This is a genomic window from Mesorhizobium sp. WSM4828, assembly GCF_055811175.1.
In genome coordinates this window covers 24,535-49,683 of the sequence record NZ_JBVVQK010000016.1, presented here as the reverse complement: position 1 = coordinate 49,683, position 25,149 = coordinate 24,535, and the positions used below count along the sequence as shown (strand labels likewise).

Annotated in this window: 21 protein-coding genes; 11 read left to right on the top strand and 10 right to left on the bottom strand. The window is 64.8% G+C overall.

Annotation, left to right across the window (positions count from 1 at the left end; genetic code table 11):
• Positions 1–26: 26 nt before the first annotated feature.
• Positions 27–2,825, bottom strand: a complete 2,799-nt coding sequence (locus AC0L2X_RS18935) for a [protein-PII] uridylyltransferase (RefSeq protein WP_473562106.1) — start codon at positions 2,823–2,825, stop codon at positions 27–29.
• Positions 2,826–3,054: 229 nt separating this feature from the next.
• Between AC0L2X_RS18935 and AC0L2X_RS18930 the strand changes: the two genes are divergently transcribed.
• The 3 genes from AC0L2X_RS18930 to AC0L2X_RS18920 all read left to right on the top strand — a co-directional run bounded on the left by AC0L2X_RS18930 (position 3,055) and on the right by AC0L2X_RS18920 (position 6,921).
• Positions 3,055–5,559, top strand: a complete 2,505-nt coding sequence (locus tag AC0L2X_RS18930) for a heavy metal translocating P-type ATPase (RefSeq protein ID WP_473562105.1) — start codon at positions 3,055–3,057, stop codon at positions 5,557–5,559.
• 43 nt (positions 5,560–5,602) lie between these two features.
• Positions 5,603–5,989, top strand: a complete 387-nt coding sequence (copM, locus tag AC0L2X_RS18925; protein WP_473562104.1) for a CopM family metallochaperone — start codon at positions 5,603–5,605, stop codon at positions 5,987–5,989.
• Positions 5,990–6,075: 86 nt separating this feature from the next.
• Positions 6,076–6,921, top strand: a complete 846-nt coding sequence (locus AC0L2X_RS18920) for an aldo/keto reductase (RefSeq protein WP_473562103.1) — start codon at positions 6,076–6,078, stop codon at positions 6,919–6,921.
• Positions 6,922–7,155: 234 nt separating this feature from the next.
• Here AC0L2X_RS18920 and mutS read toward each other — a convergent pair whose 3' ends face one another.
• Positions 7,156–9,807 carry a DNA mismatch repair protein MutS gene (mutS, locus tag AC0L2X_RS18915; RefSeq protein WP_473562108.1) on the bottom strand — a complete coding sequence of 884 codons (2,652 nt, stop codon included), beginning with the start codon at positions 9,805–9,807 and terminating at the stop codon, positions 7,156–7,158.
• Between the two features lie 203 nt (positions 9,808–10,010).
• On the opposite strand from mutS, the gene AC0L2X_RS18910 reads away from it, so the two are divergent.
• Complete coding sequence (locus tag AC0L2X_RS18910) at positions 10,011–12,290, top strand: NADP-dependent malic enzyme (RefSeq protein ID WP_473562102.1); 2,280 nt, start codon at positions 10,011–10,013, stop codon at positions 12,288–12,290.
• Between the two features lie 179 nt (positions 12,291–12,469).
• On the opposite strand, the gene AC0L2X_RS18905 is transcribed toward AC0L2X_RS18910, so the two are convergent.
• The gene (locus AC0L2X_RS18905; RefSeq protein WP_473562101.1) at positions 12,470–13,462 is read right to left on the bottom strand and encodes an adenosine kinase; all 993 of its coding nucleotides are present in this window, start codon (positions 13,460–13,462) and stop codon (positions 12,470–12,472) included.
• Positions 13,463–13,681: 219 nt separating this feature from the next.
• Here AC0L2X_RS18905 and AC0L2X_RS18900 point away from each other — a divergent pair, with 219 nt between their 5' ends.
• Together AC0L2X_RS18900 and AC0L2X_RS18895 are read left to right on the top strand one after the other, a co-directional pair.
• The gene (locus AC0L2X_RS18900) at positions 13,682–14,572 is read left to right on the top strand and encodes a DMT family transporter (RefSeq protein ID WP_473562100.1); all 891 of its coding nucleotides are present in this window, start codon (positions 13,682–13,684) and stop codon (positions 14,570–14,572) included.
• 83 nt (positions 14,573–14,655) lie between these two features.
• Positions 14,656–15,351: a sulfate transporter family protein gene (locus tag AC0L2X_RS18895; protein ID WP_473562099.1), complete on the top strand. Its 696-nt coding sequence runs from the start codon at positions 14,656–14,658 to the stop codon at positions 15,349–15,351.
• On the opposite strand, the gene AC0L2X_RS18890 is transcribed toward AC0L2X_RS18895, so the two are convergent.
• From AC0L2X_RS18890 to AC0L2X_RS18865, 6 genes are all read right to left on the bottom strand, one after another.
• Positions 15,348–16,346 (bottom strand): proline racemase family protein, encoded by a 999-nt coding sequence (locus tag AC0L2X_RS18890; protein ID WP_473600256.1) that lies wholly within the window; start codon positions 16,344–16,346, stop codon positions 15,348–15,350. The genes AC0L2X_RS18895 and AC0L2X_RS18890 overlap by 4 nt on opposite strands.
• Positions 16,347–16,361: 15 nt before the next feature.
• Complete coding sequence (locus AC0L2X_RS18885) at positions 16,362–17,165, bottom strand: isocitrate lyase/PEP mutase family protein (protein WP_473562097.1); 804 nt, start codon at positions 17,163–17,165, stop codon at positions 16,362–16,364.
• A 77-nt stretch (positions 17,166–17,242) separates the two neighbouring features.
• On the bottom strand, positions 17,243–18,094 hold the full coding sequence (locus AC0L2X_RS18880; RefSeq protein WP_473562096.1) for a hypothetical protein: 852 nt from the start codon (positions 18,092–18,094) through the stop codon (positions 17,243–17,245).
• Between the two features lie 79 nt (positions 18,095–18,173).
• Positions 18,174–18,830 carry an HAD family hydrolase gene (locus tag AC0L2X_RS18875; RefSeq protein WP_473562095.1) on the bottom strand — a complete coding sequence of 219 codons (657 nt, stop codon included), beginning with the start codon at positions 18,828–18,830 and terminating at the stop codon, positions 18,174–18,176.
• On the bottom strand, positions 18,830–19,315 hold the full coding sequence (gene dut, locus AC0L2X_RS18870) for a dUTP diphosphatase (protein ID WP_473562094.1): 486 nt from the start codon (positions 19,313–19,315) through the stop codon (positions 18,830–18,832). The genes AC0L2X_RS18875 and dut overlap by 1 nt, the downstream gene beginning before the upstream one ends.
• An 84-nt stretch (positions 19,316–19,399) precedes the next feature.
• Positions 19,400–19,870 carry an Lrp/AsnC family transcriptional regulator gene (locus tag AC0L2X_RS18865; protein WP_473562093.1) on the bottom strand — a complete coding sequence of 157 codons (471 nt, stop codon included), beginning with the start codon at positions 19,868–19,870 and terminating at the stop codon, positions 19,400–19,402.
• A 115-nt stretch (positions 19,871–19,985) separates the two neighbouring features.
• Here AC0L2X_RS18865 and AC0L2X_RS18860 point away from each other — a divergent pair, with 115 nt between their 5' ends.
• Both AC0L2X_RS18860 and AC0L2X_RS18855 read left to right on the top strand, forming a co-directional pair.
• A complete protein-coding gene (locus AC0L2X_RS18860; protein WP_473562092.1) occupies positions 19,986–20,201 on the top strand; it encodes a DUF6356 family protein in 216 nt (71 codons plus the stop codon).
• Between the two features lie 172 nt (positions 20,202–20,373).
• Positions 20,374–21,747, top strand: a complete 1,374-nt coding sequence (locus tag AC0L2X_RS18855; RefSeq protein WP_473562091.1) for an amidase — start codon at positions 20,374–20,376, stop codon at positions 21,745–21,747.
• Here the strand turns inward: AC0L2X_RS18855 and AC0L2X_RS18850 are convergent.
• Positions 21,741–22,817: an NAD(P)/FAD-dependent oxidoreductase gene (locus tag AC0L2X_RS18850; protein WP_473562090.1), complete on the bottom strand. Its 1,077-nt coding sequence runs from the start codon at positions 22,815–22,817 to the stop codon at positions 21,741–21,743. The two genes, AC0L2X_RS18855 and AC0L2X_RS18850, sit on opposite strands and share 7 nt — an antisense overlap.
• Positions 22,818–22,935: 118 nt before the next feature.
• On the opposite strand from AC0L2X_RS18850, the gene AC0L2X_RS18845 reads away from it, so the two are divergent.
• From AC0L2X_RS18845 to AC0L2X_RS18835, 3 genes are all read left to right on the top strand, one after another.
• Positions 22,936–23,526, top strand: a complete 591-nt coding sequence (locus AC0L2X_RS18845) for a TetR/AcrR family transcriptional regulator (protein WP_473562089.1) — start codon at positions 22,936–22,938, stop codon at positions 23,524–23,526.
• A gap of 4 nt (positions 23,527–23,530) precedes the next feature.
• Positions 23,531–24,448 carry a haloalkane dehalogenase gene (locus AC0L2X_RS18840; RefSeq protein WP_473562088.1) on the top strand — a complete coding sequence of 306 codons (918 nt, stop codon included), beginning with the start codon at positions 23,531–23,533 and terminating at the stop codon, positions 24,446–24,448.
• Between the two features lie 300 nt (positions 24,449–24,748).
• Complete coding sequence (locus AC0L2X_RS18835; RefSeq protein ID WP_352488014.1) at positions 24,749–25,078, top strand: hypothetical protein; 330 nt, start codon at positions 24,749–24,751, stop codon at positions 25,076–25,078.
• The last annotated feature ends 71 nt before the right edge of the window (positions 25,079–25,149 follow it).

Sequence of the window (25,149 nt, the reverse complement as noted above, 5' to 3'; positions counted from 1 at the left end):
CGATTGGGGCAAATGGAAGGTAACAGTCACTCGGCGGCCGTTTTGGTCTTGCCGCGCTCGGACGCCGTGCCCTCGAGCACCGCGATCAGCCTGTTGCGGATGGTCGCGGTGCGCGACGGGCTGTCGATCTTCTGGCCAGTGAGATCGGTGACATAGAACGTGTCGATGACCTTTTCGCCGAAAGTGGTGATGTGGGCCGAGGCGATGTCGAGCGACAGGTCCGACAGCATGCCGGTGATCTCCGACAGAAGGCCCGGCCTGTCCAGCCCCTCGACCTCGACCACCGAGAACCGGTTCGACAGCGCGTTGCGGATTTCGGCGCGCGGCGGGATGCGGAAAACCTTGGCGCCGCGCCGTGGCTTGGTGCGCTTTTCGATCATTTCGGGCAGCCAGCTCTTGCCCGACAGCACGTCCTCGATCAGCCGGCCGACGCGCTCGGCGCGGCGGCGCTCGTCCTCGTCGCGGTCGAACTCCCTCGAGATCAGGATAGTGTCGAGCGCCCGACCATCCGAGGTCGTGAAGATCTGCGCGTCGACGATGTTGCCGCCGGCCGCAGCACAGGCGCCAGCAATCACCGAAAGCAGGCGCGGATGGTCCTGCGCCAGCACCGTGATCTCGGTCACCGCCTCGAACTGGTGAGTCTTGACCATGGTGGCCAGCTTCTTGCCGGCGTGATCGGCCTCGCGGATGAATTCGGCATGGCGCAACTGGTCGGGAAGATCGACCGCCAGCAGATAGTTCTCGTAGTGCTGGCCGACATAACGCTTGCGGGCCTTTTCCGGCCAGTCGGCAAGCGCCTCGGCCAGTTGCTCGCGCGCCGCCGCCGTCCGCTTGGCGCGCGACACCTCCGAAAACCCGCCGGTCAACAAAAGCTCGGTCTCGTAGTAGAGCGTACGCAGCAACTGGCCTTTCCAGCCGTTCCAGACACCAGGCCCGACGCCACGGATATCGCAGACGGTAAGCACCAAAAGCATCTTCAGCCGTTCGACCGACTGCACGATGGCGGCAAAATCCTCGATCGTCTTGCGGTCGTTGAGATCGCGGGTCTGCGCGGTCATCGACATGACGAGGTGGTTCTCGACCAGCCAGGCGACCGTTTCGGTGTCGGCCGGCGAGAGCCCCATATGCGGGCAGATGCGCCGCGCGATCCTGGCGCCGGCTTGCGAATGGTCCTCCGGCCTGCCCTTGGCGATGTCGTGCAGCAGCACGGCGACATAGAGCGCCTCGCGGCTCTTCTTCAGCCCCGGCATCAGCGCGTGGGAAAGCGGATGGACCTTTTCGCCGTCGCCGCGCTCGATCTCGGCCAGCACGCCGATGCAGCGGATCAAATGCTCGTCAACGGTGTAGTGGTGGTACATCGAGAACTGCATCATGGCGACGATCTTGCCGAAGTCCGGGATCAGCTTAGCAAGCAGTCCAGCCTCGTTCATGCGCCGCAGATTGAGCTCGGCATTGCGGTCCGAGGTCAAGATGTCGAGGAACAGCCGGTTGGCCTCCTCGTCGCGCCTGAGCGCCTTGCCGACGAGGCCGAGAGAGCGGGTCAAAAGCTTCAGCGCATCGGGGTGGAATTCCAGGCCGTGCTTGTCGGCAAACCAGAACAGCCTGAGCAGGTTGACCGGATCGCGCTCGAACACCTCGTCGTCGGCAATATTGATGCGGTGGTTGTCGACGATGAAATCGGCCGTGCCGGCGAGCTTGCGCTTGCGGCGCGAGAAGGTGAGAAAGATGCGGTTGAAACCCGGCACATGCTTGGCCTGCTCCTCCTCGAGCGCGGCGCAGAAGATGCGGGTCAGGTCGCCGACATCCTTGGCGACGAGGAAGTAGTGCTTCATGAAGCGTTCGACCGCCGACAGGCCGGGATGGGTGGTGTAGCCGAGCCGCTCGGCGATGTCGCGCTGGATGTCGAAATGCAGCCGCTCCTCGGCCTTGCCGGTGAGGAAATGCATGTGGCAGCGCACCGCCCACAGGAAGTCCTCGGCCTTCTGGAATTCCCGGTATTCGGCGTCGGTAAAGACGCCCTTGTCGACCAGTTCCTCGCCGGTGCGCACCCGGTAGAAATATTTGGCGATCCAGAACAGCGTCTGCAGGTCGCGCAGGCCGCCCTTGCCGTCCTTGACGTTGGGCTCGACCAGATAGCGGCTCTCGCCGGCCTTGGCGTGACGCTCGTCGCGTTCGGCAAGCTTGGCCTGGACATATTCAGGGCCGGTGGTGCGCACCACCTCGTGGTCGAAGCGCTGCAAAAGCTCGTCATAGAGTTTTTGCTCGCCCCACAGGAAGCGCGCTTCCAGGATCGAGGTGCGGATGGTGATGTCGGTGCGCGACAGCCTGAGGCACTCGTCGATGTTGCGGGTGGCGTGGCCGACCTTCAGGCCCAGGTCCCACAGCATGTAGAGCATGTACTCGACGATCTGCTCGCCCCATGGCGTCTGCTTGTAGGGCAGCAGGAACAGCAGGTCGATGTCGGACCCCGGCGCCAGCGTGCCGCGGCCATAGCCGCCGACGGCGACGACCGCCATGCGCTCGGCCGATGACGGGTTTTTGACGCGATAGACATGGGTGGCGGCGAAATCGTAGAGCGCGCGGATGATCTCATCCATCAGATGCGACAGCCGGGCGGCGCAGGCGGTGCCGCTGCCATCGTCCATCAGCATGCGTTCGGCGACCGCGCGGCCGTCGGCGAGCCGGCCTTTGAGCAGCTTGAGAACGCCGCTGCGCGCGGCCTTGCCGGAACCGTCGCCTGCCGTGGCCGCGGTCAGTTCCGTCATCTCGCGGCGCAAGGCTTCGCCGTCGATCAGTTCCTCGAGCTTAAGGGATATTCTTGCCATAAATGCCGTTCGGCCTCGCCGTTTTGGCGGCGTCTATAGCGCGTTTTCGCGGCGCTGGGTATGGGGCGGACGGATGCGTTCTCCACGGCCGTGGAACGGGACGATCGTCTCGTGCCCGCGGCCGGTCCAGTTTGGGCTTGGCCCACGAAAAATCGAAAACAGCCCTTGACCTTCCAGTTACTGGAAGCACTACCTCCGCCGCAACATCGAAATTCAGGGGGCTTTCGCCATGACGCATTCCGACCACCATCATCACGCCCATGGCAGTTGCTGCTCGGCAAAGGGTGCCTCGGCCGTCGCGGACGCCGTCGTCCGCGATCCGGTCTGCGCCATGAGCGTCGATCCGGCCGCCGGCAAGCCGACGGCCGAGCATGGCGGCCACCGCTATCATTTCTGCAGCGAAAGCTGCCGCGCGAAATTCGTCGCTGATCCCGAAAAATACCTGACCGCAACCGATCCCGTCTGCGGCATGAGCGTCGACCGTGCGACGGCCAGGCACTTTTTGCGGCACGAGGGCCGGGGCTTCTATTTCTGCTCGGCCGGCTGCCAAGCGAAGTTCGAGGCCGAGCCGGCAAAGTATCTCGGCGACAGACCGGCGCCGCAGGCGATGCCGAAGGGCACCCAATACACCTGCCCGATGCATCCCGAAATCATCCGCGACAAGCCCGGCTCCTGCCCGATCTGCGGCATGGCGCTGGAGCCGATGGGGGTGCCGACCGGCGACGAGGGACCGAACCCCGAACTGGTCGACTTCACCAGGCGCTTCTGGGTGAGCGCGGTGCTGTCAGTGCCGTTGCTGGTCATCGCCATGGCGCCGATGCTCGGCCTGACGTTCCAGGCCTTCATCGATGACCGTGCGAAGGTCTGGCTGGAACTGGCGCTGGCCAGCCCCGTGGTGCTGTGGGCGGCATTCCCGTTCTTCCACCGCGGCTGGGATTCGATCCTCAATCGCAGCCCCAATATGTGGACTCTGATTTCGCTCGGCGTCGGTGCAGCCTATCTCTACAGCGTCGTCGCCACACTGTTTCCAGGCCTCTTTCCGCACCAGTTCCGCGGCCATGACGGCACCGTGCCGGTCTATTTCGAGGCGGCGGCGGTGATCGTTGCGCTGGTGTTCCTCGGCCAGGTGCTGGAATTGCAGGCGCGGGAGAAAACCGGCTCGGCCATCCGCGCGCTGCTAGACCTCGCGCCGAAGACGGCGCGGCTGATCGGCGCGGACGGTTCCGAAAACGACGTGCCGCTCGAAACCGTCAAGGCCGGCGACCGCTTGCGTGTCCGGCCTGGCGATGCCGTGCCGGTCGACGGCATTGTGCTCGAAGGGCGTTCTTCCATCGACGAATCGATGATCACGGGCGAGCCGCTGCCGGTCGAAAAGACCGAAGGCGACAACCTCACCGGCGGTACGCTCAACAAGAACGGCTCGCTGGTCATGCGCGCCGAAAAGATCGGCGCCGAAACGACGCTGGCGCGTATCGTCGAGCTGGTCGCCAAGGCGCAGCGTTCGCGCGCGCCGATCCAGGGGCTGGCCGACCGCGTCTCGTTCTACTTCGTCCCGGCCGTCGTGCTGGTTGCCATCATTGCGTTTATCGCCTGGGCGATCGTCGGACCGGAACCCAGCCTGGTCTTTGCCATCGTCTCGGCGGTCTCGGTGCTGATTATCGCCTGTCCGTGTGCGCTCGGCCTTGCGACGCCAATGTCGATCATGACCGCCACCGGGCGCGGCGCGCATGCCGGCGTGCTGATCAAGGAAGCGGCGGCGCTCGAGCGCTTTGCCTCGGTCGACACGCTGATCGTCGACAAGACGGGAACGCTGACCGAAGGCCGGCCGCGGCTGACCGACGTCATTGCCGTCGAAGGCATGGCACAGGACGAGCTGCTGGCGCTCGCCGCCGGGCTGGAAAAAGGCTCCGAGCATCCGCTGGCCGAGGCGATCGTCGAAGGCGCCCGCGAACGCGGCTTGAAGGTTGCCGACGCGAGCGGTTTCGATGCAATCACCGGCAAGGGTGTTTCTGGCACGGTCTCGGGACAGAAAGTGGCGCTCGGCAATGCCGCAATGATGGCCGATCTCGGCATCGATACCGCATCGGTCCAGGCCAGCGCCGAGGCGCTGCAGGCCGACGGCAAGACCGCGATGTTCGTTGCCGTCGGCAACAGGCTCGCCGGTCTCGTTGCCGTTGCCGACCCGATCAAGGCGACCACCGCCGAGGCGATCAAGGCGCTGCATGACAGTGGGCTGAAGATCGTCATGGCGACCGGTGATAACGAGCGCACCGCCAAGGCCATCGCAGCCAAGCTCGGCATCGACGCGGTGCGTGCCGGGCTCTTGCCCGAACAGAAGAACGCGCTGGTCGACGAATTGCGTGCCGGCGGTGCCGGCGTCGCCATGGCCGGCGACGGTGTCAACGATGCGCCGGCACTTGCCGCCGCCGATGTCGGCATCGCCATGGGCACAGGCGCCGATGTTGCGGTCGAAAGTGCGGGAATTACGCTGGTCAAGGGCGATCTCAACGGTATCGTCAGGGCCCGCACGCTGGCTCGCGCGACGATCCGCAACATCCGCCAGAACCTGTTTTTCGCTTTCCTCTACAATGTGCTCGGCGTGCCGGTTGCTGCCGGCGTGCTCTATCCACTCACCGGCACGCTGCTGTCGCCGATGATTGCGGCGGCGGCGATGAGCCTGTCGTCGGTTTCGGTCATCGCCAACGCATTGCGGCTCAGGACGTTGAAACTCTGAGTAAAACTTCCAGATAGACCCTGTTCGAATAAGGAGACGATGAATGACCTTGGCCAAGAAGATCGTGCTTTTGATGATGGCGGCGGGAATGCTGCTTGCCGTTTTCCTCGAAAGTGTTCCGGCACAAGCCGAGGAGATGAAGCACGACATGGGCGCAATGGGCGCGCAAAGCCCCTCGACCGACGGCTATAAGGCGGCGATGGACAAGATGCATACCGACATGATGGCGATCGAATATTCCGGCAATGCCGATGTCGATTTCGCCCGCGGCATGATCCCGCACCACCAGGCGGCCATCGACATGGCCAAGATCGAGCTCGCCAATGGCAAGGATCCGGAAATCCGCAAGCTGGCCGAGGCAGTGATCGCCGCGCAGCAAGCCGAGATCAAGCAGATGCAGGACTGGCTCGCCGCCCATCCGGTGAAGTAGGCATCACGCTATCAGAGCGAATCCGGGGAAGAGGCTTCACCTGGATTCGCTTTGGCGGCTATGATGTCGCCTGACTGGAGCATGCCATGCCATCGACGATACGAACGACCACCCTGCCCTGCGGCGAAGCCGTGCCGGTGCTCGGCCAGGGCACCTGGAAGATGGGCGAAGACGCTCGCCGCCGTGCCGACGAGGCCAATGCCCTGAAGCTCGGGCTGGATCTCGGCATGACGCTGATCGACACCGCCGAAATGTATGCCAGCGGCGGTGCCGAGGAGGTGGTGGCGGAGGCCATCGCCGGTCGCCGCGACGAAGTGTTCCTCGTCTCTAAGGTGCTACCGTCCAATGCCTCGCGCACCGGCGTCAAACGGGCCTGCGAGAACAGCCTGAGGCATCTCGTCACCGACCGCATCGATCTTTATCTGCTGCATTGGCCGGGCAGCGTGCCTTTGATGGAAACGGTAGAGGCGTTCGAAGCGTTAAAGGCAGCCGGCAAGATCCGCCACTGGGGCGTCAGCAATTTCGATACCGGCGAGATGGAGGAGCTGGTCCGGTTGCCGGCCGGCAACAACGTCCAGACCAACCAGGTGCTCTACAATCTGTCGCAGCGCGGCGTCGAGTTCGACCTCGCCCCGTGGAGCCGGCAGCGCGGCATGCCGCTGATGGCCTATTCGCCGGTCGATCAGGGGGTATTGGCGCGCAACGCCAGGTTAGATGCCATCGCCGCTCGCCACGGTGCGACGCCGGCGCAGATCGCGCTTGCCTGGGTGGTGGCGCAGGAGGGCGTGATCGCGATTCCCAAAGCTAGCAGCGCCGAGCATGTCCGGCAGAATGTCGCGGCGTTGGAGATCGAGCTCACGAGCGAAGATTTGGCCGAAATTGACCGCGCCTTCCCGCCGCCGAGGCGGAAGCGTGGTTTGGCGATGATCTGAGGGTGAAGCTGCCAATCTCCCCCCTCGTGGGGGAGATGCCCGGCAGGGCAGAGGGGGGCGGGAAGGATCGCTAACCTTTCAGTCAAAACCTATGCGCGCCGAAGATCTACGCAACCATGCATATGCAATCGACGGATAGGCCGGTGGGACAGCGCCCCCCTCTGTCCTGCCGGACATCTCCCCCACGAGGGGGAGATCGGCGGTTTCGGCGACGCCGCTCCGATTGCAGAAGCACTACTTCCCAGCCATCCCCTTCAACCTGTACAGCGCCTCCAGCGCCTCGCGTGGCGTCATCTCGTCGGGATTGATCTCCGCTAGCGCTTTGCCCAGCCCATCACTCTTCGCCGGCTTCGACGCTTCCCGCTTCGCCGCCACGGAAAACAGCGGCAGGTCGTCGACCAGACGGTTGGCCTTGCCCGAGACCTCGCCGGCTTCGAGCTGGTGCAGCACTTCCTTGGCCCGGCCGACGACGGCTTCCGGCAGGCCGGCCAGCCGCGCTACCTGGACGCCGTAGGAACGGTCGGCGGCACCCTTGCCGACCTCGTGCAGGAAGACCACGTCGCCCTCCCATTCCTTGACCCGCATGGTGACGTTGGAGAGCCGCGGCAGTTTTCCGGCCAGCGCCGTCATCTCGTGGAAATGCGTGGCGAAGATCGCCCGGCAGCGGTTTTTCTCGTGCAGATATTCGACCGCCGCCCAGGCGATCGACAGGCCGTCGAAGGTGGCGGTGCCGCGGCCGATCTCGTCGAGGATGACCAGTGCGCGTTCGCCGGCCTGGTTGAGGATCGCCGCCGTCTCGACCATCTCGACCATGAAGGTCGAGCGGCCGCGCGCCAGGTCGTCGGAGGCGCCGACCCGCGAAAACAGCCGATCGACGACGCCGATATGCGCTGATGCCGCCGGCACGAAGGAGCCGGTCTGGGCAAGGATGGCAATCAGCGCGTTTTGCCTGAGGAAGGTCGATTTGCCGCCCATATTGGGACCGGTCAGCAGCCAGATCGCGCCGGCCTTAGCATCGCCTTGCGGCGACAGATCGCAATCATTGGCGACGAACGGGCCTTCGCCGGAGCGCCGCAGCGCCTGTTCGACCACCGGATGGCGTCCACCCGAAATCTCGAAGGCAAGGCTCGAATCGACCAGCGGCCGGCACCAGGCCTCGCTTTCGGAAAGCAAGGCAAGTGCGGCCGAAACGTCGAGCACCGCGAGCGCTTCGGCGCCGGCGCGGATCGTGTCGGCCTGGCCGACGACTTCGGCCGTCAGCGCCTCGAAAGCGGCAAGCTCGATCGCCAGCGCCCGGTCGGCGGCATTGGCGATCTTGGTTTCCAGTTCGGCAAGTTCGGTAGTGGTGAAGCGCATGGCGTTGGCCATGGTCTGGCGATGGATGAAGCGCGCCTTGGCGCCATCGCTGCCGGTCATCAGCGCATGGTGGTTGGCGGTGACTTCGATGTAATATCCCAGCACGTTGTTGTGCCTGATCTTCAGCGAGCGGATGCCGGTCTCGTCGATCAGCGAGCGTTCCAGCCCGGCGATGACTTTTCGCGACTCGTCGCGCAGTGCCCGCATCTCGTCGAGTTCGGCGTGGTAGCCGGAACGGACGAAGCCGCCGTCGCGCTTGAGCAACGGCAGCTCGTCGCTGAGCGCCTGCGCCAGATGCGTCGCCAGTTCACTCGGCAGTGCCTTGATAGCTCCCAACGCCGCGGTCAGTTCGCCCGGCAAGGCGGTTTGGCCGAACAGTTCGGCGATGGCGCCGGCCGCTTCGAAACCGGCGCGCAGCGCGCCGAGGTCGCGCGGGCCGCCGCGGTTGAGCGCCAGCCTGGACAGGGCGCGCGGCATGTCGGCGACGCTCTTCAGGCTGGCCCGCACCGCCTGGCAGAGGCGCGTCTCGGAGCGGAAGAACGATACCGAATCCAGCCTTGCAGCGATTGCCGCCGGGTCGGTCAGCGGCGCCATCAGCCGGTCGGCGAGCAGCCTTGCGCCGCCGCCGGTCACCGTGCGGTCGATGGCCTTGAACAGCGACCCCTCGCGGCTGCCGGACAGCGTGCGCAGCAGCTCCAGATTGGCGCGCGTCGCCGGGTCGATGAACAGCGTCGATCCCTGCTCCTCGCGCTCCGGCCGCGACAGCGGCGGCCGCTCGGCCTTTTGCGTCTTCTCGACATAGGCGATGGCGCCCGAGATCGCGGACAGCTCGGCGCGCGAAAACGTGCCGAAACTGTCAGGCGTTGCCACCTCGAAGAAGCGGGCGATGCGGCCGGCGGCCGAAGCCGAATCGAACAGCGACGGCGGCTGCGGGCTGGCGACGCGGCCGAGCACGTCGAACACCGGTTTCAGCTCCGGGTCGTAAAACACCGGTTCGGCGACGATCAGCTCGCGCGGATCGACGCGGAAGACATCGGCGAGCAGCCGGTCGGCGGTGGTTTCGGCGACACGGAAGACACCGGTCGAGATCTCGATCCAGGCCAAAGCGAAAGCGTGATCACTGCTGCCGCCCTTGACCCGCCCCAGCGCCATCAGAAAACTCGATTCCGACGGCGCCAGCAGTTTGTCTTCGGTGATAGTGCCGGGGGTGACCAGCCGCACCACGTCGCGGCGCACCACCGATTTGCCGCCGCGCTTCTTGGCCTCGGCCGGATCCTCGATCTGCTCGCAGACAGCGACGCGGAACCCCTGGCCGATCAGCTTCTGCAGATAATCGTCGGCGGCATGCACCGGCACGCCGCACATCGGGATGTCGAGCCCCTGGTGCTTGCCGCGCTTGGTGAGCACGATGCCGAGCGCCCGGCTTGCCTTCTCGGCATCGTCGAAGAACAGCTCGTAGAAATCGCCCATGCGGTAGAACAGCAGCGAATCCGGGTTCGCCGCCTTGATCTCGATATACTGCTCCATCATCGGCGTCGCCGGCGCGAAGGCCGGCGTGGCGGTGTCGCTTCGAATGGGCGTCTCGTCGTTCAAGAAGCTGCTTCCAAAATTTTGCAAGCCATGCTTGGCGGTTTACAGCGGCGAAGTGTAGCCTTAATCCCGAACCTTCCACAAAAGAAAGCATGCGCACCCATCGCAAGCGGTGCCGTACGGGCGAGGAAACCAAAAGTACCATGGCCAAGAAAACAGAAAGCAACGGGCCCTCCGTCAGCGCCCAGGAGGCGTTGGAATTCCACGCCATGGGCCGCCCCGGCAAGCTGGAGATCGTCGCCACAAAACCGATGGCGACGCAGCGCGATCTCAGCCTGGCCTATTCGCCGGGCGTCGCGGTTCCGGTTCTCGCCATCGCCGAGGATCCGAGCCGCGCCTTCGACTACACGGTTCGCGGCAACATGGTCGCCGTCATCTCCAACGGCACCGCCATCCTCGGCCTCGGCAATCTCGGCGCGCTGGCCTCGAAGCCGGTTATGGAAGGCAAGGCGGTGCTGTTCAAGCGCTTCGCCGATGTCGATTCCATCGACCTCGAGGTCGACACCGAGGATGCCGACGAATTCATCAACTGCGTGCGCTTCCTTGGGCCCTCGTTCGGCGGCATCAACCTCGAGGACATCAAGGCGCCGGAATGCTTCATCATCGAGCAGCGGCTGCGCGAGCTGATGGACATACCGGTCTTCCATGACGACCAGCACGGCACCGCCATCATTTCGGCCGCCGGCCTGATCAATGCGCTGGAGGTCACCGGCCGCGACATGAAGACCACCAAGATGGTCTGCAACGGCGCGGGTGCTGCCGGCATCGCCTGCATCGAATTGATGAAGGCGATGGGCTTTGCGCCAGAAAATATCATCCTGTGCGACACAAAGGGCGTGGTCTTCCAGGGCCGCACCGAAGGCATGAACCAGTGGAAATCGGCGCACGCCGTGAAAACCGGCGCGCGTTCGCTGGCCGAGGCGCTGGACGGCGCCGACGTGTTCCTCGGCCTCTCGGCCAAAGGCACGCTGACCACCAGGATGGTGCAGTCGATGGCCAAGAACCCGATCATCTTCGCCATGGCCAATCCCGACCCCGAAATCACGCCGGAAGAAGTCGCCGAGATCCGCACCGACGCCATCATGGCGACCGGACGGTCCGACTATCCCAACCAGGTCAACAACGTGCTTGGCTTCCCCTACATTTTCCGCGGCGCGCTCGACGTGCGGGCGACCACCATCAACGACGACATGAAGATCGCCGCCGCCCGGGCGCTGGCGGAACTGGCGCGCCAGGACGTGCCCGACGACGTCGCCGCCGCCTACCAGGGAAACCGGCCGAAATTCGGCCCCAACTACATCATCCCGGTGCCGTTCGATCCGCGGCTGATATCGGCGATCCCGATCGCGGTCGCCAAGGCGGCGATGGACTCCGGCGTCGCCCGCAAGCCGATCCTCGATCTCGACCGGTACGCGCAGGAGCTTTCCGCCCGCCGCGACCCGATCGCCTCGACGCTGCAGCGCATCTACGACCGGGTGCGCCGCCAGCCCAAGCGCATCGTCTTTGCCGAGGGCGAGGAGGAGCAGGTGATGCGCGCCGCCGTCTCCTACGTGAACCAGCGGCTCGGCACCGCCATCCTGCTCGGCCGCGACGACATCATCAAGGAAAACGCCAGGAACGCCGGCATCGATCTCGGCAAGCAAGGCATCGAGATCATCAATGCGCGGCTGTCACGGCGCAACTCGGTCTACACCGATTATCTCTACGAGCGCATGCAGCGCAAAGGCTTCCTGTTCCGCGACTGCCAGCGGCTGATCAACAACGACCGCAACCATTTCGCCGCCTGCATGGTGGCGCTGGGCGATGCCGACGGCATCGTCACCGGCGTTACCCGCAACTATTCGACGGCGCTCGACGACATCCGCCGCGTCATCGACGCAAGGCCCGGCCATTGCGTCATCGGCGTGTCGATCGTACTCGCGCGGGGTCGCACCGTGCTCGTCGCCGATACCGCCGTGCACGACATGCCGAATGCCGTCGAGATCGCCGACATCGCCGAGGAGGCAGCCGGCTTCGCCCGCCGCATGGGCTACGAGCCGAGGCTCGCCATGCTCGCCTATTCGACCTTCGGCCATCCGCAGGGCGAGCGCTCCGAGCGCGTCCAGGAAGCGGTGCGCATCCTCGACAAGCGCCGCGTCGATTTCGAGTATGACGGCGAGATGGCCGCCGACGTGGCGCTCAACGCCCGCGCCATGGCGCAGTATCCGTTCATCAGGCTGACCGGCCCGGCCAATGTGCTGGTCATGCCGGCTTTCCACTCGGCCTCGATCTCGACCAAGATGCTGCAGGAGCTCGGCGGCTCGACCGTCATCGGCCCGCTGCTGGTCGGCCTGAACAAGCCGGTTCAGATCGTCTCGCTGAATGCCAAGGATTCGGACATCGTCAACATGGCAGCGATTGCGGCGTATAGCGCGGGGGCTTGAGCGGCGCGTAGCGGCAGCGTCTCTTCCTTCTCCCCTTGTGGGAGAAGGTGTCGCCGAAGGCGACGGATGAGGGGTGCTCCAGCTTGGCTCGGACGGCATTCCTTCCAACACCCCTCATCCGTCTCGGCGCTGCGCGCCGATCCACCTTCTCCCACAAGGGGAGAAGGGAAGAGGTGCTGCTACAACAACCCCGCCTGCTCGGCCTCGCGGCGCAGATTCTGCCTTGGCCTTGGGCCGATTTGCTGGATGACCAGTCCGGCCGCCAGCGAGCCGAGATCGCCGCACTGCTTCAGGCTGCGGCCTTGCGTGTAGCCGTAGAGGAAGCCGGCGGCGTAGAGGTCGCCGGCGCCGGTCGTGTCGACCAGCTCGCGGATCCTGGTGGCCTCGATGGTGACGGTCTCGTGCCCGCGCACGATGACCGAGCCCTTTTCCGACCGAGTGACGGCGGCGATCTTGCAATCCTTGCGGATCTGCGCCAGCGCCTCGTCGAAGGACGCGGTCTGGTAGAGCGACTTGATCTCGTGGCTGTTGGCAAAGACGATGTCGACGGTGCCTGAGCGCATCAGGTCGAGAAACTCGTCGCGATAGCGGTCGACACAGAACGAGTCCGACAAGGTCATCGACACTTCGCGCCCGGCGGCGTGGGCGAGCTTGGCAGTCTGCCGGATCGCTTCCTTGGCGCGCGGCGGGTCCCATAGATAGCCCTCGAAATAGGTGACCGCGGCGCCCGACGCCTTGTCGGCCTCGACGTCCTCCGGGCCGAGCTCGATGCAAGCGCCGAGGTAGGTGTTCATCGAGCGCTCGCCGTCCGGCGTGACGAAGATCATCGAGCGCGCCGTCGGCGGTTCGCCGTTGAGCGGCCTGGTGTCGAAGGCGACGCCCTGGGCATGGATGTCATGCGCGTAGATTTCGCCGAGCGCGTCGTTGGAGACCTTGCCGAAGAAGGCGGCGCGGCCGCCGAAGGAGGCGACGCCGGCCGCCGTGTTGCCGGCGCTGCCGCCCGAGGCTTCAATGGCCGGGCCCATGCGGCTGTAGAGCAGTTCGGCGCGCCTCGTGTCGATCAAATTCATCGCGCCCTTGATGATGCCGTTGGTCTCCAGGAACGCCTCGTCGCACTGGGCGATGATGTCGACGATGGCATTTCCGATACAAAGCACGTCATAGTCCGGCATCAATTCAGTCTCCGCCAAAAAAGCCACCGGCTTTCTGCCACGCCGGGCGCGGGCGGGTCTAGCGGTTTGATGCGGCTTTGCCTAGTTGCCAATGCGGCGATCCGACGAATGTCGGCATAGCGACCATCGTTGGATGACGGCCGAAGCATTTTCCCGCGTGCCTGGCTTACAAGCATGGCTGAGATGAGCGATGCCCAGAGGTTCCAGCCGGCCATGTCCATGAAAACCGACACCCGGATCGAGCTGGTGCTGCTCGTCATATTGGCGGTGCTGTGGGGCGCATCCTACAGCTTCATCAAGATCGGCGTCGCGACGATCCCGCCGGTGGCGCTGATCGCCGCGCGAACCCTGATCGCGGGTGGCATCCTGCTCGCCCTGATCCGCTGGCGCGGGCTGGCCTTGCCGGGTGATGCCGCAAGCTGGCGCCGGTTTACATTCCAGGCATGCCTCAACAGCGTCGTGCCGTTCACGCTGATCGCTTCGGCCGAGCGCTCGCTGGATGCCGGACTGGCCACGATCCTGAATGCGACCTCGCCGATCTTCACCTTCTTGCTGACCGTGCTGATAACCCGCCACGAACCGGCGACCATGCGCAAGCTGTTCGGCGTCGCGGCGGGAATAGCCGGAATATGCCTCGTTGTCGGCGCCCCGGCGCTTGGCGGCCTCGGACAGCAATTGTTGCCGCAACTTGCCGTGGTCGCGGCGACGATCTGCTATGCCGGCGCTGCCGTTTTCGGCCGCGGCTTCCGGGGGCTCGATCCGATGGTGCCGGCCGCCGGTTCGATGCTCTGCGGCGCCGCGATGCTGATCCCGTTGAGCCTTGCGTTCGACCGGCCATGGACCCTGGCGCCATCGACAGCTTCGATCCTTGCGCTGCTCGGGCTTTCGGTGTTTTCAACCGCGCTGGCCTTCTCAATCTATTTCCGCCTCCTGCACACGCTGGGCTCCGTCGGCACCACCTCGCAAGCCTATCTGCGGGTGCCGATCGGCGTCGCTATCGGAGCTGTATTCCTTGGCGAAAGCCTTGGTCCGAGCGCATGGTGGGGAATGGCCCTGGTCGTCGCCGGCGTGGCGGCGATGACCATTCCCCAGGCGAAGGTCGCGCGCTAGGAAGCCGCGCTTGCGACTTGGGCGGTCTCCGCCTATTCGGAGATATCAGCCACGGGCACGTTTGATATGGAATTGGAAACGCCGTGATTCTCGACGCCGCCCGCGCCGCCTTGAGCCGGCTGTTCTCGCCCGAATTCCGTTCCGTATTCCTGAAGACGCTGGGGCTGACCTTGCTGGCGCTGGCGGCGCTGTGGTTCGGGATTAAGAGCCTGTTCGAATGGCTGGCCTGGCCGTGGATCGACGCATGGCTGCCGGCGCTTCCATCCTGGGCCGGATGGCTGGGCGCCGTCGTCGCCGGCATCGGCCTTGCGCTGGGGCTGGCGCTTTTTATCGCGCCGGTGACGGCGATCATCGCCGGCCTGTTCCTCGACGACGTCGCCGAAGTGGTCGAGCGCACCGACTATCCCAACGATCCGCCCGGCCGCGCCGTGCCTGCGCTGCGCTCGCTGGTGCTGGCGATCAGGTTCTTCGGCGTCGTCATCCTCGGCAATATCGTCGCCCTGCTGCTTCTGCTGGTGCCGGGCATCAACATTGCCGCTTTCTTCGTCGTCAACGGTTATCTGCTCGGGCGCGAGTTCTTCGAATTCGCCGCCATGCGCTTTCGCCCGGAGGCCGAGGCCAAGGCACTGCGCAGAAAGCACGCGGTCACCGTGTTCCTGGCCGGGCTGGTCGTCGCCGCGTTCCTGGCGGTGCCGCTGCTCAACCTTCTGACGCCGCTGTTCGCCGCCGCCATGATGGTGCATCTGCACAAGGCGATCTCGGCGCGGGAAGGGAGCTAGCGCAGCAGGAAGCCCCTGCCCAGTTCGTCGTCGTCCTCGACGATGAATTCGGCCCGGCCTGAGTAATAGGCGCGGCCGCCGACGCGGGCGATGATGGCATCATGCGGCCCGGCTGTGGCCGTGCGTACGACCGCGCCGGAAAAGCGCGAGCCGGCGATGCTCTCGAACAGCCGCGTCCGGCCAATCTCGATCTGGCCCTTGGCGTGCATGGCCGCCAGGCGCGCGGTGACGCCCGAGCCGGTCGGCGAACGGTCGACCTCGGCCTCGGCGAAAACGCAGATGTTTTTGGTCGGCGTATCGGAGAACGCATCTTGTCCGTCGGTCAGGATGGTGCCGTAGAGAAAGGCGAGATCTGCGTGGTCGGGGTGCGACAGCGGCAATTCGGCCTTGACCTTGTTGGTCAGCGCGGTCGCCGCATCGACGAAATCGCGCACCCGGTTCCTGCCGAATTCCAGCCCGAACTGGCGGCAGTCGGCGAGCGCATAGAAGGCGCCGCCATAAGCGATGTCGAAGCCGACCGGACCATACCCCGGCAGCTCGATCCGCTGATCGCGGGCGAACAGAAACGCCGGCACGCTTTCGAAGGACACCGCACCGGCCTTGCCATCTCTTACCTCGACCGCAGCCGAAATCAGCCCGCATGGCGCCTCGATATTGACGGTCGTCAGCGGCTCGCGTGGCACCACCAGCCGCTCGTCGACGGCGTAGCGGCCGAGCGCGACGATGGCGTGGCCGCACATCGTCGAATAGCCCTCATTGTGCATGAACAGCACCGCGAGGTCGGCGCCCGGCAGGTCGGGCTCCACCAGCAGCGCGCCATACATGTCGTAGTGGCCGCGCGGCTCGAACATCAGGATCTTTCTGAGATGATCGAGATGGTCGCGCACATAGGCGCGCTTTTCGAGGATCGTGCCCTTGGGAATGTCGGGGTAGCCGCCGGTGACGATCCGCAGCGGCTCGCCGCCGGTGTGCATGTCGACGACGGTGAGCGTCATTCGCCGGGCCCGGACCTAGGCTGAAGATTTGGCAAACAGCGCCTGCAGCTTGCCGAACGGCATGGCGGCGCGAGTGAAGCCGAAGGTGCCGTCCTGCTGGATCTCGCGCGCCGCGGTCTCCAGCATGCCGAAGGCGAAATTGGTGAGCCATGGGCCGAGCGAGACGCGCTTTACCCCCGCCATGGCAAGGTCGGCGATGGTGAAGCCGGGCCTGGCCATGACGTTGACCGGCTTGGTCAGCGCCGAGCAGACGGTTCGCACCATCTCAACGTCGCCCAGCCCAGGTGCATAGAGCACGTCGGCGCCAGCCTTCTCGAAGGCCTGCAGCCGCTTGATCGTATCGTCAAGGTCGGGCTTGCCCCACAGAAAATTCTCGGCCCGCGCGGTGAAGACGAAATCGCGTTTCAGCGCCCGTGCCGCCTCCGCCGCAGCCGCGACGCGCTCGACGGCATGCGTAAAATCATAGATCGGCTTGTCGGGCTCGCCGGTATGGTCTTCGATCGAGCAGCCGGCGAGGCCAGCCGCCTCGGCGGCGAAGATGGTCTCGCCGGCACTTGTCGCGCTGTCGCCCTTGCCCCTTTCGAGATCCGCCGAAACCGGCAGCCCGGTCGCCGCCGACACTTCACGGCAATGATGGATCATCGCCTCGAACGTCACCGCGCCATCGGGCAGGCCGCGCGAAAAGGCAAAGCCGGCGCTGGTCGTGGCAAGCGCCTTGAAGCCGAACGAGGCTAAGAGCTTGGTCGTGCCGACGTCCCAGGAATTGGCCATGACGAAGATCGAGGCATGCAGGTCGCGAAAAATCTTGCCCTTATCCATGGATGCTCCCCTCCAGTGCAGAATGTGAGGCAAATTCTAGCCCGGCGGAAGGCGCCGGGCAAACAAATGCGGTTGGTTCAGAAGCGTTTGGCGTTCTCATCTGCCAATCGGTCCAGCGCATCGGAATCCTTGACGTAGCGCGAAGCGTTTTTGTCCCAATGATAGGTGACGGAAATGTCGCGCGAAGACGCCTCTGGCGGCTGCTGGCCGTCGCAGCTGTCTTCCCCCGGCAGCGTCGCGTCGGTCACCGTGACCTTGATGGCTGCATAGGGCTGGCCGTCGGCCATCGCCTGGAACGCCGCCTTCTGCGTCCTCCTATGGGTGCAGAGGTTTTCGTCGAACGTATAGATCATGTCGATCAACTCGAACCTGTCGTTGCGGACCATGATCAGCGGCGTGATCCCATAGCCCTGGCTCGAATTGAAATGCATGCTCATGCTGATGATGGCGTCGTCACCAGGCCCGATCGGCAGCTTGCCCGGCTCGCGAAGAGAGGTGATGCGGTCGACGGCGACATTGACCGCGTCGAGCAGCGCCGGCTTGCCGGTGACGTCGTAGAGTGCCAGCACGGCATAGCCTTCGGCGCTGTCAGGCGAGTCGCCAAGGTCGAACAGCATGGTCAGCCGCTCCTTGCCGCCGGCCTTGATGCCGAGCACGCCGGCATTGGAAAGGCCCGACGTCGCCGGTGGCGAGCCGCCGTAGCCCGGTCCAGCGATGTGACGCATCTCGATCGGCATCGAACCCCGGAAAAAGCCGTCCTTGTCCGCGGCCAGATCGGGAATGACCAGCCTGGCGAGGTCGAGATAGGTGACATCGCCGTGGCTGGGGACAGCGCTGCCGAGCTCCGGGAAGCTGACGGCCTCAGCGCTCGCCGTCGTCCAGAGACAAGGCAGCAGCAGGCAGGCACAGAGGAAACGAGGAAAGGTCATGCGCGCGCTCGTTATGTCGGGCACGCGCAAGCTAGCACAAGCAGCTGCAACATACAGCGCAGCTTGAACAAAGGCCCGATCAGTGGATCGGCACCAGCCCGGCCAGTTCACGCATGTCGTCGAACAGGATGCCGCCGGCTTCGATCAGCCCATCGCGGTCGGAAAGCGGGTCGCCGTGATAGGAATAGACGCGCATGCCGGCGGCGATGCCGGCTGCCGTCCCGGCGACGCTGTCCTCGATGACGATGCAGTCGGCGGGCGCGAAGCCCATCGTCGCTGCCGCATGCAGGAAGAGGTCGGGGAACGGCTTGCCGCGCGAGACCATGGTCGAGCTAAACAGTGCATCCTCGAACAGCGGCAGCAGCCCGGTCTGGCCGAGCGTGATGTGCATTTTCGACACCCGTGCCGACGAGGCGACGCAGGTGGCGATACCGGCGGCGTGCACAGTTTCGATGAACTCGCGAACATAGGGGATAGCCTCGACGCCATGCGCGAACAGGTCCGGCAGGCCGGCGTTCCAGCGCTCGACGAAATCGGCGCCGAGGCTGACGCCGGTTGCCTCGACTTCCTTCTGCACCGAGACCATGCTGCGGCCGGAGAAGTTCTTGCGGCAATATTCGAAGCTGGCCGGAAAGCCGGCCGCGGTCAGCCACTCGGCGAGGCGCCGATTGGCCAGGTTCTCGGTATCGACCAGAACCCCGTCGCAATCGAAGATAACGAGCTTGGGGATTTTCATCAGGCGGTGCCGGTCGATCCGAAGCCGCCCGAGCCGCGCGTTGTGCCGCCGGCCAATGTGCGCTCCTCGACGGTCGCCTGCGTCACCGGGGCGAAGACGATCTGGGCGATCCGCATGCCACGCGTCACTGCGAAATCCTCTTCGCCGAGATTGATCAGCAGCACCTTGACCTCGCCGCGATAATCGCTGTCGATGGTGCCCGGTGTGTTGAGGCAGGTGAGCCCGTGCTTGAAGGCGAGGCCGGAACGCGGCCGGACCTGACCTTCGACGCCCTCCGGAATTTCCAGGATCAGCCCGGTCGGCACCAGCGCGCGCTTTCCCGGCAGGATCAAGAGCGGCCTGTCGTCCGGGACGGCGGCGCGCAGGTCCATGCCGGCGGCGCCCGAACTCTCATAGGCGGGAAGCGGCAATCCCTCGCCGTGCGGCAGCCTGACAAAGCCGACAGCCGGACCGATGACGGAAGAGGGATAAAGTGCTGCGCGCATAAGGCTGATCCTATCGTCGCGAACGCCGATCCAGTCAACTCGGCGGCAATGCTATCAACGGCTTTCTTTCAGCACAGTTCCGCTTCAGCGCAGTTCCATCGGAACGACCGTGGTCTCCTTGATCTCCTCCATGACGAAGGAGGCCGAAACGTCCGACAGTGCCACCTTGGCGATCAGCCGCTGGTAGAGCCGGTCATAGGCCTTCACATCGGCGACGCGGGCGCGCAGGACATAGTCGAGGTCGCCGGACATGCGGTAGGCGCCGGTGATCTCGGCAAAGCCGGTCACCGCCGCTCGGAATCTTTGCAGCCAGTCGGGATCGTGGTTCGAGGTGCGGATCAGGATGAACACGGAAAGGCCGAGTCCAAGTTTGTCGGCGTCGACCAGCGCCACCCGGCCGGTGATGACGCCGTCTTCCTCCAGCCGCTTGACCCGGCGCCAGCAGGCATTGCGCGACAGCGATATTCTTGCCGAGAGCTGGTCGACGGACAGCGTGCCGTCGCGTTGCAGCTCGGCCAGCAATCTCCGGTCTATTTCGTCGATTTCCGGCATCATGTGGGATGTTTGTCCCAAAATCTGGCTTAAGACAAGGACAATTTGAGACCGATGGACCTGACAGCCGTGGCAGGATCTTCATCGCCGGCTCTTCATGCCGGCAGGAGGGATCGACATGACAGCACGGCTCGCAAGACTTTTCACCTCTCACCCGGCCGCGGTCGGCGAGAGTTATTTCGGCCATATGGCTTTCGCCGCATGGTTCTCGTCGCGATTGTTCATGGCGGCCTTTGCCGCGCTCATTCATGCTTTCTTGCCGTTTCTGTTCGAGACCACGGCCAGCGGCATCATCCGCCAGCTTTACGAGCGGACGCACCACAGGGGGCGGTAAGCCGTGGAGGCGCCGATCGCGGCGACGCCGCTGGACAGCGCCGACGCTCAACGGATCCCGGCAGCGCAATCCCGATCAAGCGCCGCCGTCGTCGAAATGCCGAGCCAAGCTTGCATCCACGCGCCAATCCGCCATTTTGAGGAGCGCAGCGCGATCGCCCGGAGCATTTACGATGGATATCGTCTTTTCCTCGACCACCAAACTGGCCGCGGCCATTCGCGACCGTAAGGTTTCCGCAATAGAGGTGCTGGACGAGCATCTGGCGCAGATCGACAGGCACAATGCGGCGGTTAACGCCGTTGTAACCCTCGATCGGGACGGTGCGCGGCAACGCGCCGGCAAGGCCGACGAAGTGCAGGCGCGCAGCGAGGCACTTGGGCCGCTGCAAGGTGTGCCGTTCACCCTGAAGGACACGCACGAAACCGCTGGCATGAGAACCACCGTCGGCTTCCCGGCCTTCGCCGACTATGCCCCGAGGGCAGACAGTCCGGTCGTTGCCCGGCTGAAGACGGCAGGCGGCATATTGGTGGGCAAGACGAACGTGGCGACAATGCTCGGTGACTGGCAGTCGAGCAATCCGTTGTTCGGCCGCACCGGCAACCCCTGGAACCTCCAGCGCACCGCCGGCGGCTCCAGTGGTGGTGCGGCGGCGGCGCTCAGCACCGGGATGACGCCGTTCGAGGTCGGCACCGACATGCAGGATTCAATCCGGCTGCCCGCTGCATTTTGCGGCGTCTATGGCCTCAAGCCGACCGAGCACCGCGTCTCGCTCGCCGGCGCCTTCCCCGATCCAGGCGGGGCGCCGCGCAGCGTGAGGCTGATCTCCTGCCTAGGACCGATGGCGCGCAGCGTCGAGGACCTGGCGCTGATCTACGGCCTCATTGCCGGGCCGGATGGAAGCGATACCGACCTTGCGCCGGTACCGGTCGAAACCACACCGGAGCTGGATCTCAAAAATTTGCGCATTGCCGTCGCGCCGTCCTTTCCGGGCTTTCCGGTGGCCGGCGAGATCAGCGCGGCGGTCGAAAGCCTGGCAAAAGAGCTTCAGGCTGCGGGCGCCATCGTCGAGGAGGCCGAATTGCCGAAGCTCGACCTGCATGACGACCTGAGGCAAGGCGGTGCACTGATCGGCATGATGCTGGAGGCGGCGCAGCCCGAACCGCCGGAGAAGCCGACGCCGGTCTCGCGCTGGTTCGAGGCGCTCGCCCGCCGCGACCGCTCCATCCTGGCGTGGGATCGGTTCTTAGACGGCTGCGACGCCTTGCTGTGCCCCGTCGCCATGGTCACCGCGTTCCCGCATTGCGAGCCGGGAACGCCGATCGAGGTCGATGGTAGCGAGCAAAGCTACTGGATGCTGCCGGCCTATGGCGCGGTGTTCAACTACAGCGGCCATCCCGCACTGTCGCTGCCCTGCGGACAGGACAGCGACGGCCTGCCCATCGGCCTACAGCTTGTTGGCAAACGCTGGTCGGAGTCGCGCCTGTTCGGGATCGCGAGGGCAATCGAGCCGCTAACCGGCGGCTTTCGCCGGCCGCCCGGTTATTGAGTAAACCGCCCCAGCCCGTAGGGATCAAGCAGCGGATCGCGCTCGCCGTCGAGGACTTCGCGGGCGGCGAACAGGCCGACGGCCGGGGCCAGCGTGATGCCGGAATGCATGACCGCGACGTAGACGCCGCGCACGCCTGCGGCGCGGCCAATGATCGGAAAGCCGCCGACCGGCGTCGGCCGGTAGCCTATGGTGTGGAAATCGAGTTCCAGCCCATCCGCGCCGCGCAGCATCGCCTTCATCGCCGCAAACAGGTCGCGGGCGGTGGCCGCGGCATCCATGCCGGGATCGGCGCCGCCGAAATCCGAGCCGGCGATGATGCGGCCTTCCGCCGTCTGGCGCATATGCAGGCGGTCGCCGATCACCAGCCCGTTGAGCAGCTTTTCGTAGGGGCGCGAGTGCACGATCAGGCCGGGTGGCGTCTCAATCGGCAGTTCTATCCCGGCTGTTGCCGCTAGTGCCGGAGAGCCGGCTCCGGCCGCGATCATCACCTCGTCGGCAGCAATCCGCCCGCCGGATGTATCGACGCCGGCAATCCTGCCGTTGGCCTGCACAAGCGCGGTCGCGGTAACTCCCGTCAGCAGCCGCGCGCCGCGCCGTTCGGCGTCGGTCAGCAGTGCTTGCGTGGCGGCGACCGGCTCGGCAACGCCTTCCCCAGGCACATAAAGGGCGACATCGGGAAGCTCGGTCAGATTGGGCTCGATGCGCGCCGCTCCGGCACGGTCGACACGCTCGATGCCGTAGCCCCAGGCGGCGTGCTCGGCCGCATAGGCCTCAAGTTCGGCACGCGGCAGGTCCCAGCACAAGCCGCCGCACCATTGCAACGGGATGCCGGGCACCTCGTTCGCCAATCGCGTCCATTCGGCCATCGACCGAGTGCGCAGCCGGAAATAGACCTCCGGATTGCCCCAGCTGGCGTTGATCCAGGCAAAGGAATTCGGCGTCGCGACGCCGCCGGCGCCGCTGCCGGCAATGACCGTCACCTTTGCCCCGGCCCTGGTCAGGTGCCAGGCGATGGAGGCGCCGATGATGCCGGCGCCGATGACGATCACTTCTTGTGCCGCTGCCATGCTCGCTCCTCGTTCCAACGCCCACCACTGCGATGCCATGCCTGTGGGTTCTGCCAAGAGCGCGCGGTACCAAAAAAATGCCTCTTGACTCTAATACGTACGTACGTATTGTATCGATATGGCTAGACATTCACTTCGCGAAAAACTTCTCGACGCCGGTTTCAAAACCATCTGGAGTTCCGGCTATTCGGCTGCCGGCGTACGCGACATCGTCGCCGCGGCCGATGCCCGCCCGGGGTCCTTCACCAACCATTTTGCCTCCAAGGAGGCGTTCACCGGCGAGGTGCTGGACCGCTATTTCGCTTATGTGAGCGGTTTGGTGAAGCAGGCCCTCGCCCGCGACGGCACGCCCCCGGTCGGGCGCTTGCGCCGTTATCTCGAAATCATCACGTCGAAGCTGGAGGCGCATGATTGGGCACGGGGCTGCATGATCGGCAATCTCAGCCTCGAGACGGCGGCTCACAGCGAGGCGCTGAGGCTGCAACTTGTCGCCATTTTCGAACGCTGGCGTAAGCCCTTCGCCGCATGCATCGCCGAGGGCCAGGCGGCCGGCGACATCACCGACGCGTTCGATGCCGAGGATCTCGCCGATTTCCTTTTGAGTTCCTGGCAAGGCGCGATGCTGCGCATGAAGGTGGAGCGCAGTCCCGAACCGCTCGAGCGTTTCAAGAACATCGTCTTCAAAACAGTCTTCGCAAAAAGGAGCTGATCCGATGAACCCGAAACTCGAAAAGCGCACAATGTTGCCACGCTCGCAAGTCGCGGTACTCGATTCCACCATCTCCTATGTCGAGGCAGGTATTGCCGGTCCGACTGTGCTCTTCCTGCACGGCAACCCGACGTCGTCCTTTATCTGGCGCGACATCATCCTGCACGTGGCGCCGTTCGGCCGCTGCATAGCGCCCGACCTGATTGGCTATGGCCAATCCGGCAAGCCGGACATCGACTATCGCTTCTTCGACCACGTCCGGTATCTCGACGCTTTCATGGAGACGCTTGGCATCACCGACATGGTGGTCGTCGCGCAGGACTGGGGCACCGCGCTCGCCTTCCATCTCGCCGCACGGCGGCCGCAGCGGATCCTCGGCCTCGCCTTCATGGAATTCATCCGCCCGTTCGATAGCTGGGACGATTTCCACCAGCGTCCGCAGGCGCGCGAATTGTTCAAGGCAATGCGCACGCCTGGCGTCGGTGAGAAGCTTGTCCTGGAAGACAACGTCTTCGTCGAAAAAGTGCTGCCGGCTGCTGTGCTGCGCACGATGAGCGATGAGGAAATGGCCGCCTACCGGGCGCCGTTCCCGACACCGCAATCGCGCAAGCCGATCCTGCAGCTGCCGCGCGACCTGCCGATCGAAGGCCAGCCCGCCGATGTCGCCGCCATCAGCGAGAACGACCATCGGGCGCTACGGCTCTCCTCCTACCCGAAGCTGCTTTTCTCAGGCGATCCAGGCGCCCTCGTCTCGCCGCAGGCGGCACGGGAATTCGCGGCGGGCCTGAAGAACTGCCGGTTGATCGATCTCGGACCCGGCGCGCACTATCTGCAGGAGGACCATGCCGACAGGATCGGCGCCGCAATTGCCGAGTGGATTCCCGAGGTGGCCTCACAGAGCCATGCCGCCGAACCGGCCTGACGTCGGAACGTGAACCGCCGGCAGCCGGAGAGGTCGACTGCACTGCACTCAGGTTCCAGGCGATGGAAGCGCAGATGCCGAGGATGTCTTTGCTCACGGCCGTCCACCTTTAACGGCAGGACTTCATACCCTCCTGCCGTCGTGATACATGCACGTCGTGGTGTTCCGTTCTCGAAACGGTCGATGACATCGTCTTTGCGAGAAAGCTCTGCGCTGTTGAGTTCCCGACCAGAAATCATGTCCCAGCCACGAAGGGCTCGTTTGCGCCGCTGGACGCGAGGTCTCGCTCTTGGCACTGCCATGGTCATGATCGTCTATGCCGTCTTCTTCGGCCCACTGCCGTTCATTCGATCGTGGTGGCAAGTCGGTGACTACAGCTGGCATGATCCCTTGCATAAACGCCATCGCATCGCCGACAGCCTGGTGCTGACCGGGTGGTTGGTTGGGAAATCGCGGGCAGAAGTCCTTGCGGCGCTCGGCGCGCCGCCTGAGACCGACAAGTTTTCCGATTGGAGCCTGGTCTATGTCCTTGGCCCGGAAAGGGGATTGCTTTCGATCGACTATGAATGGCTCGCCATCCGCACGGATGATGCCGGTTCGGTCACTGAAGCGGCTGTGATCCGTGACTGAACTCGCGGCCCGCAGCGACATTTGCATCATCTGGCATTGAGGGCGAAGGGTGTTTCCGTTCGACAGGCCGG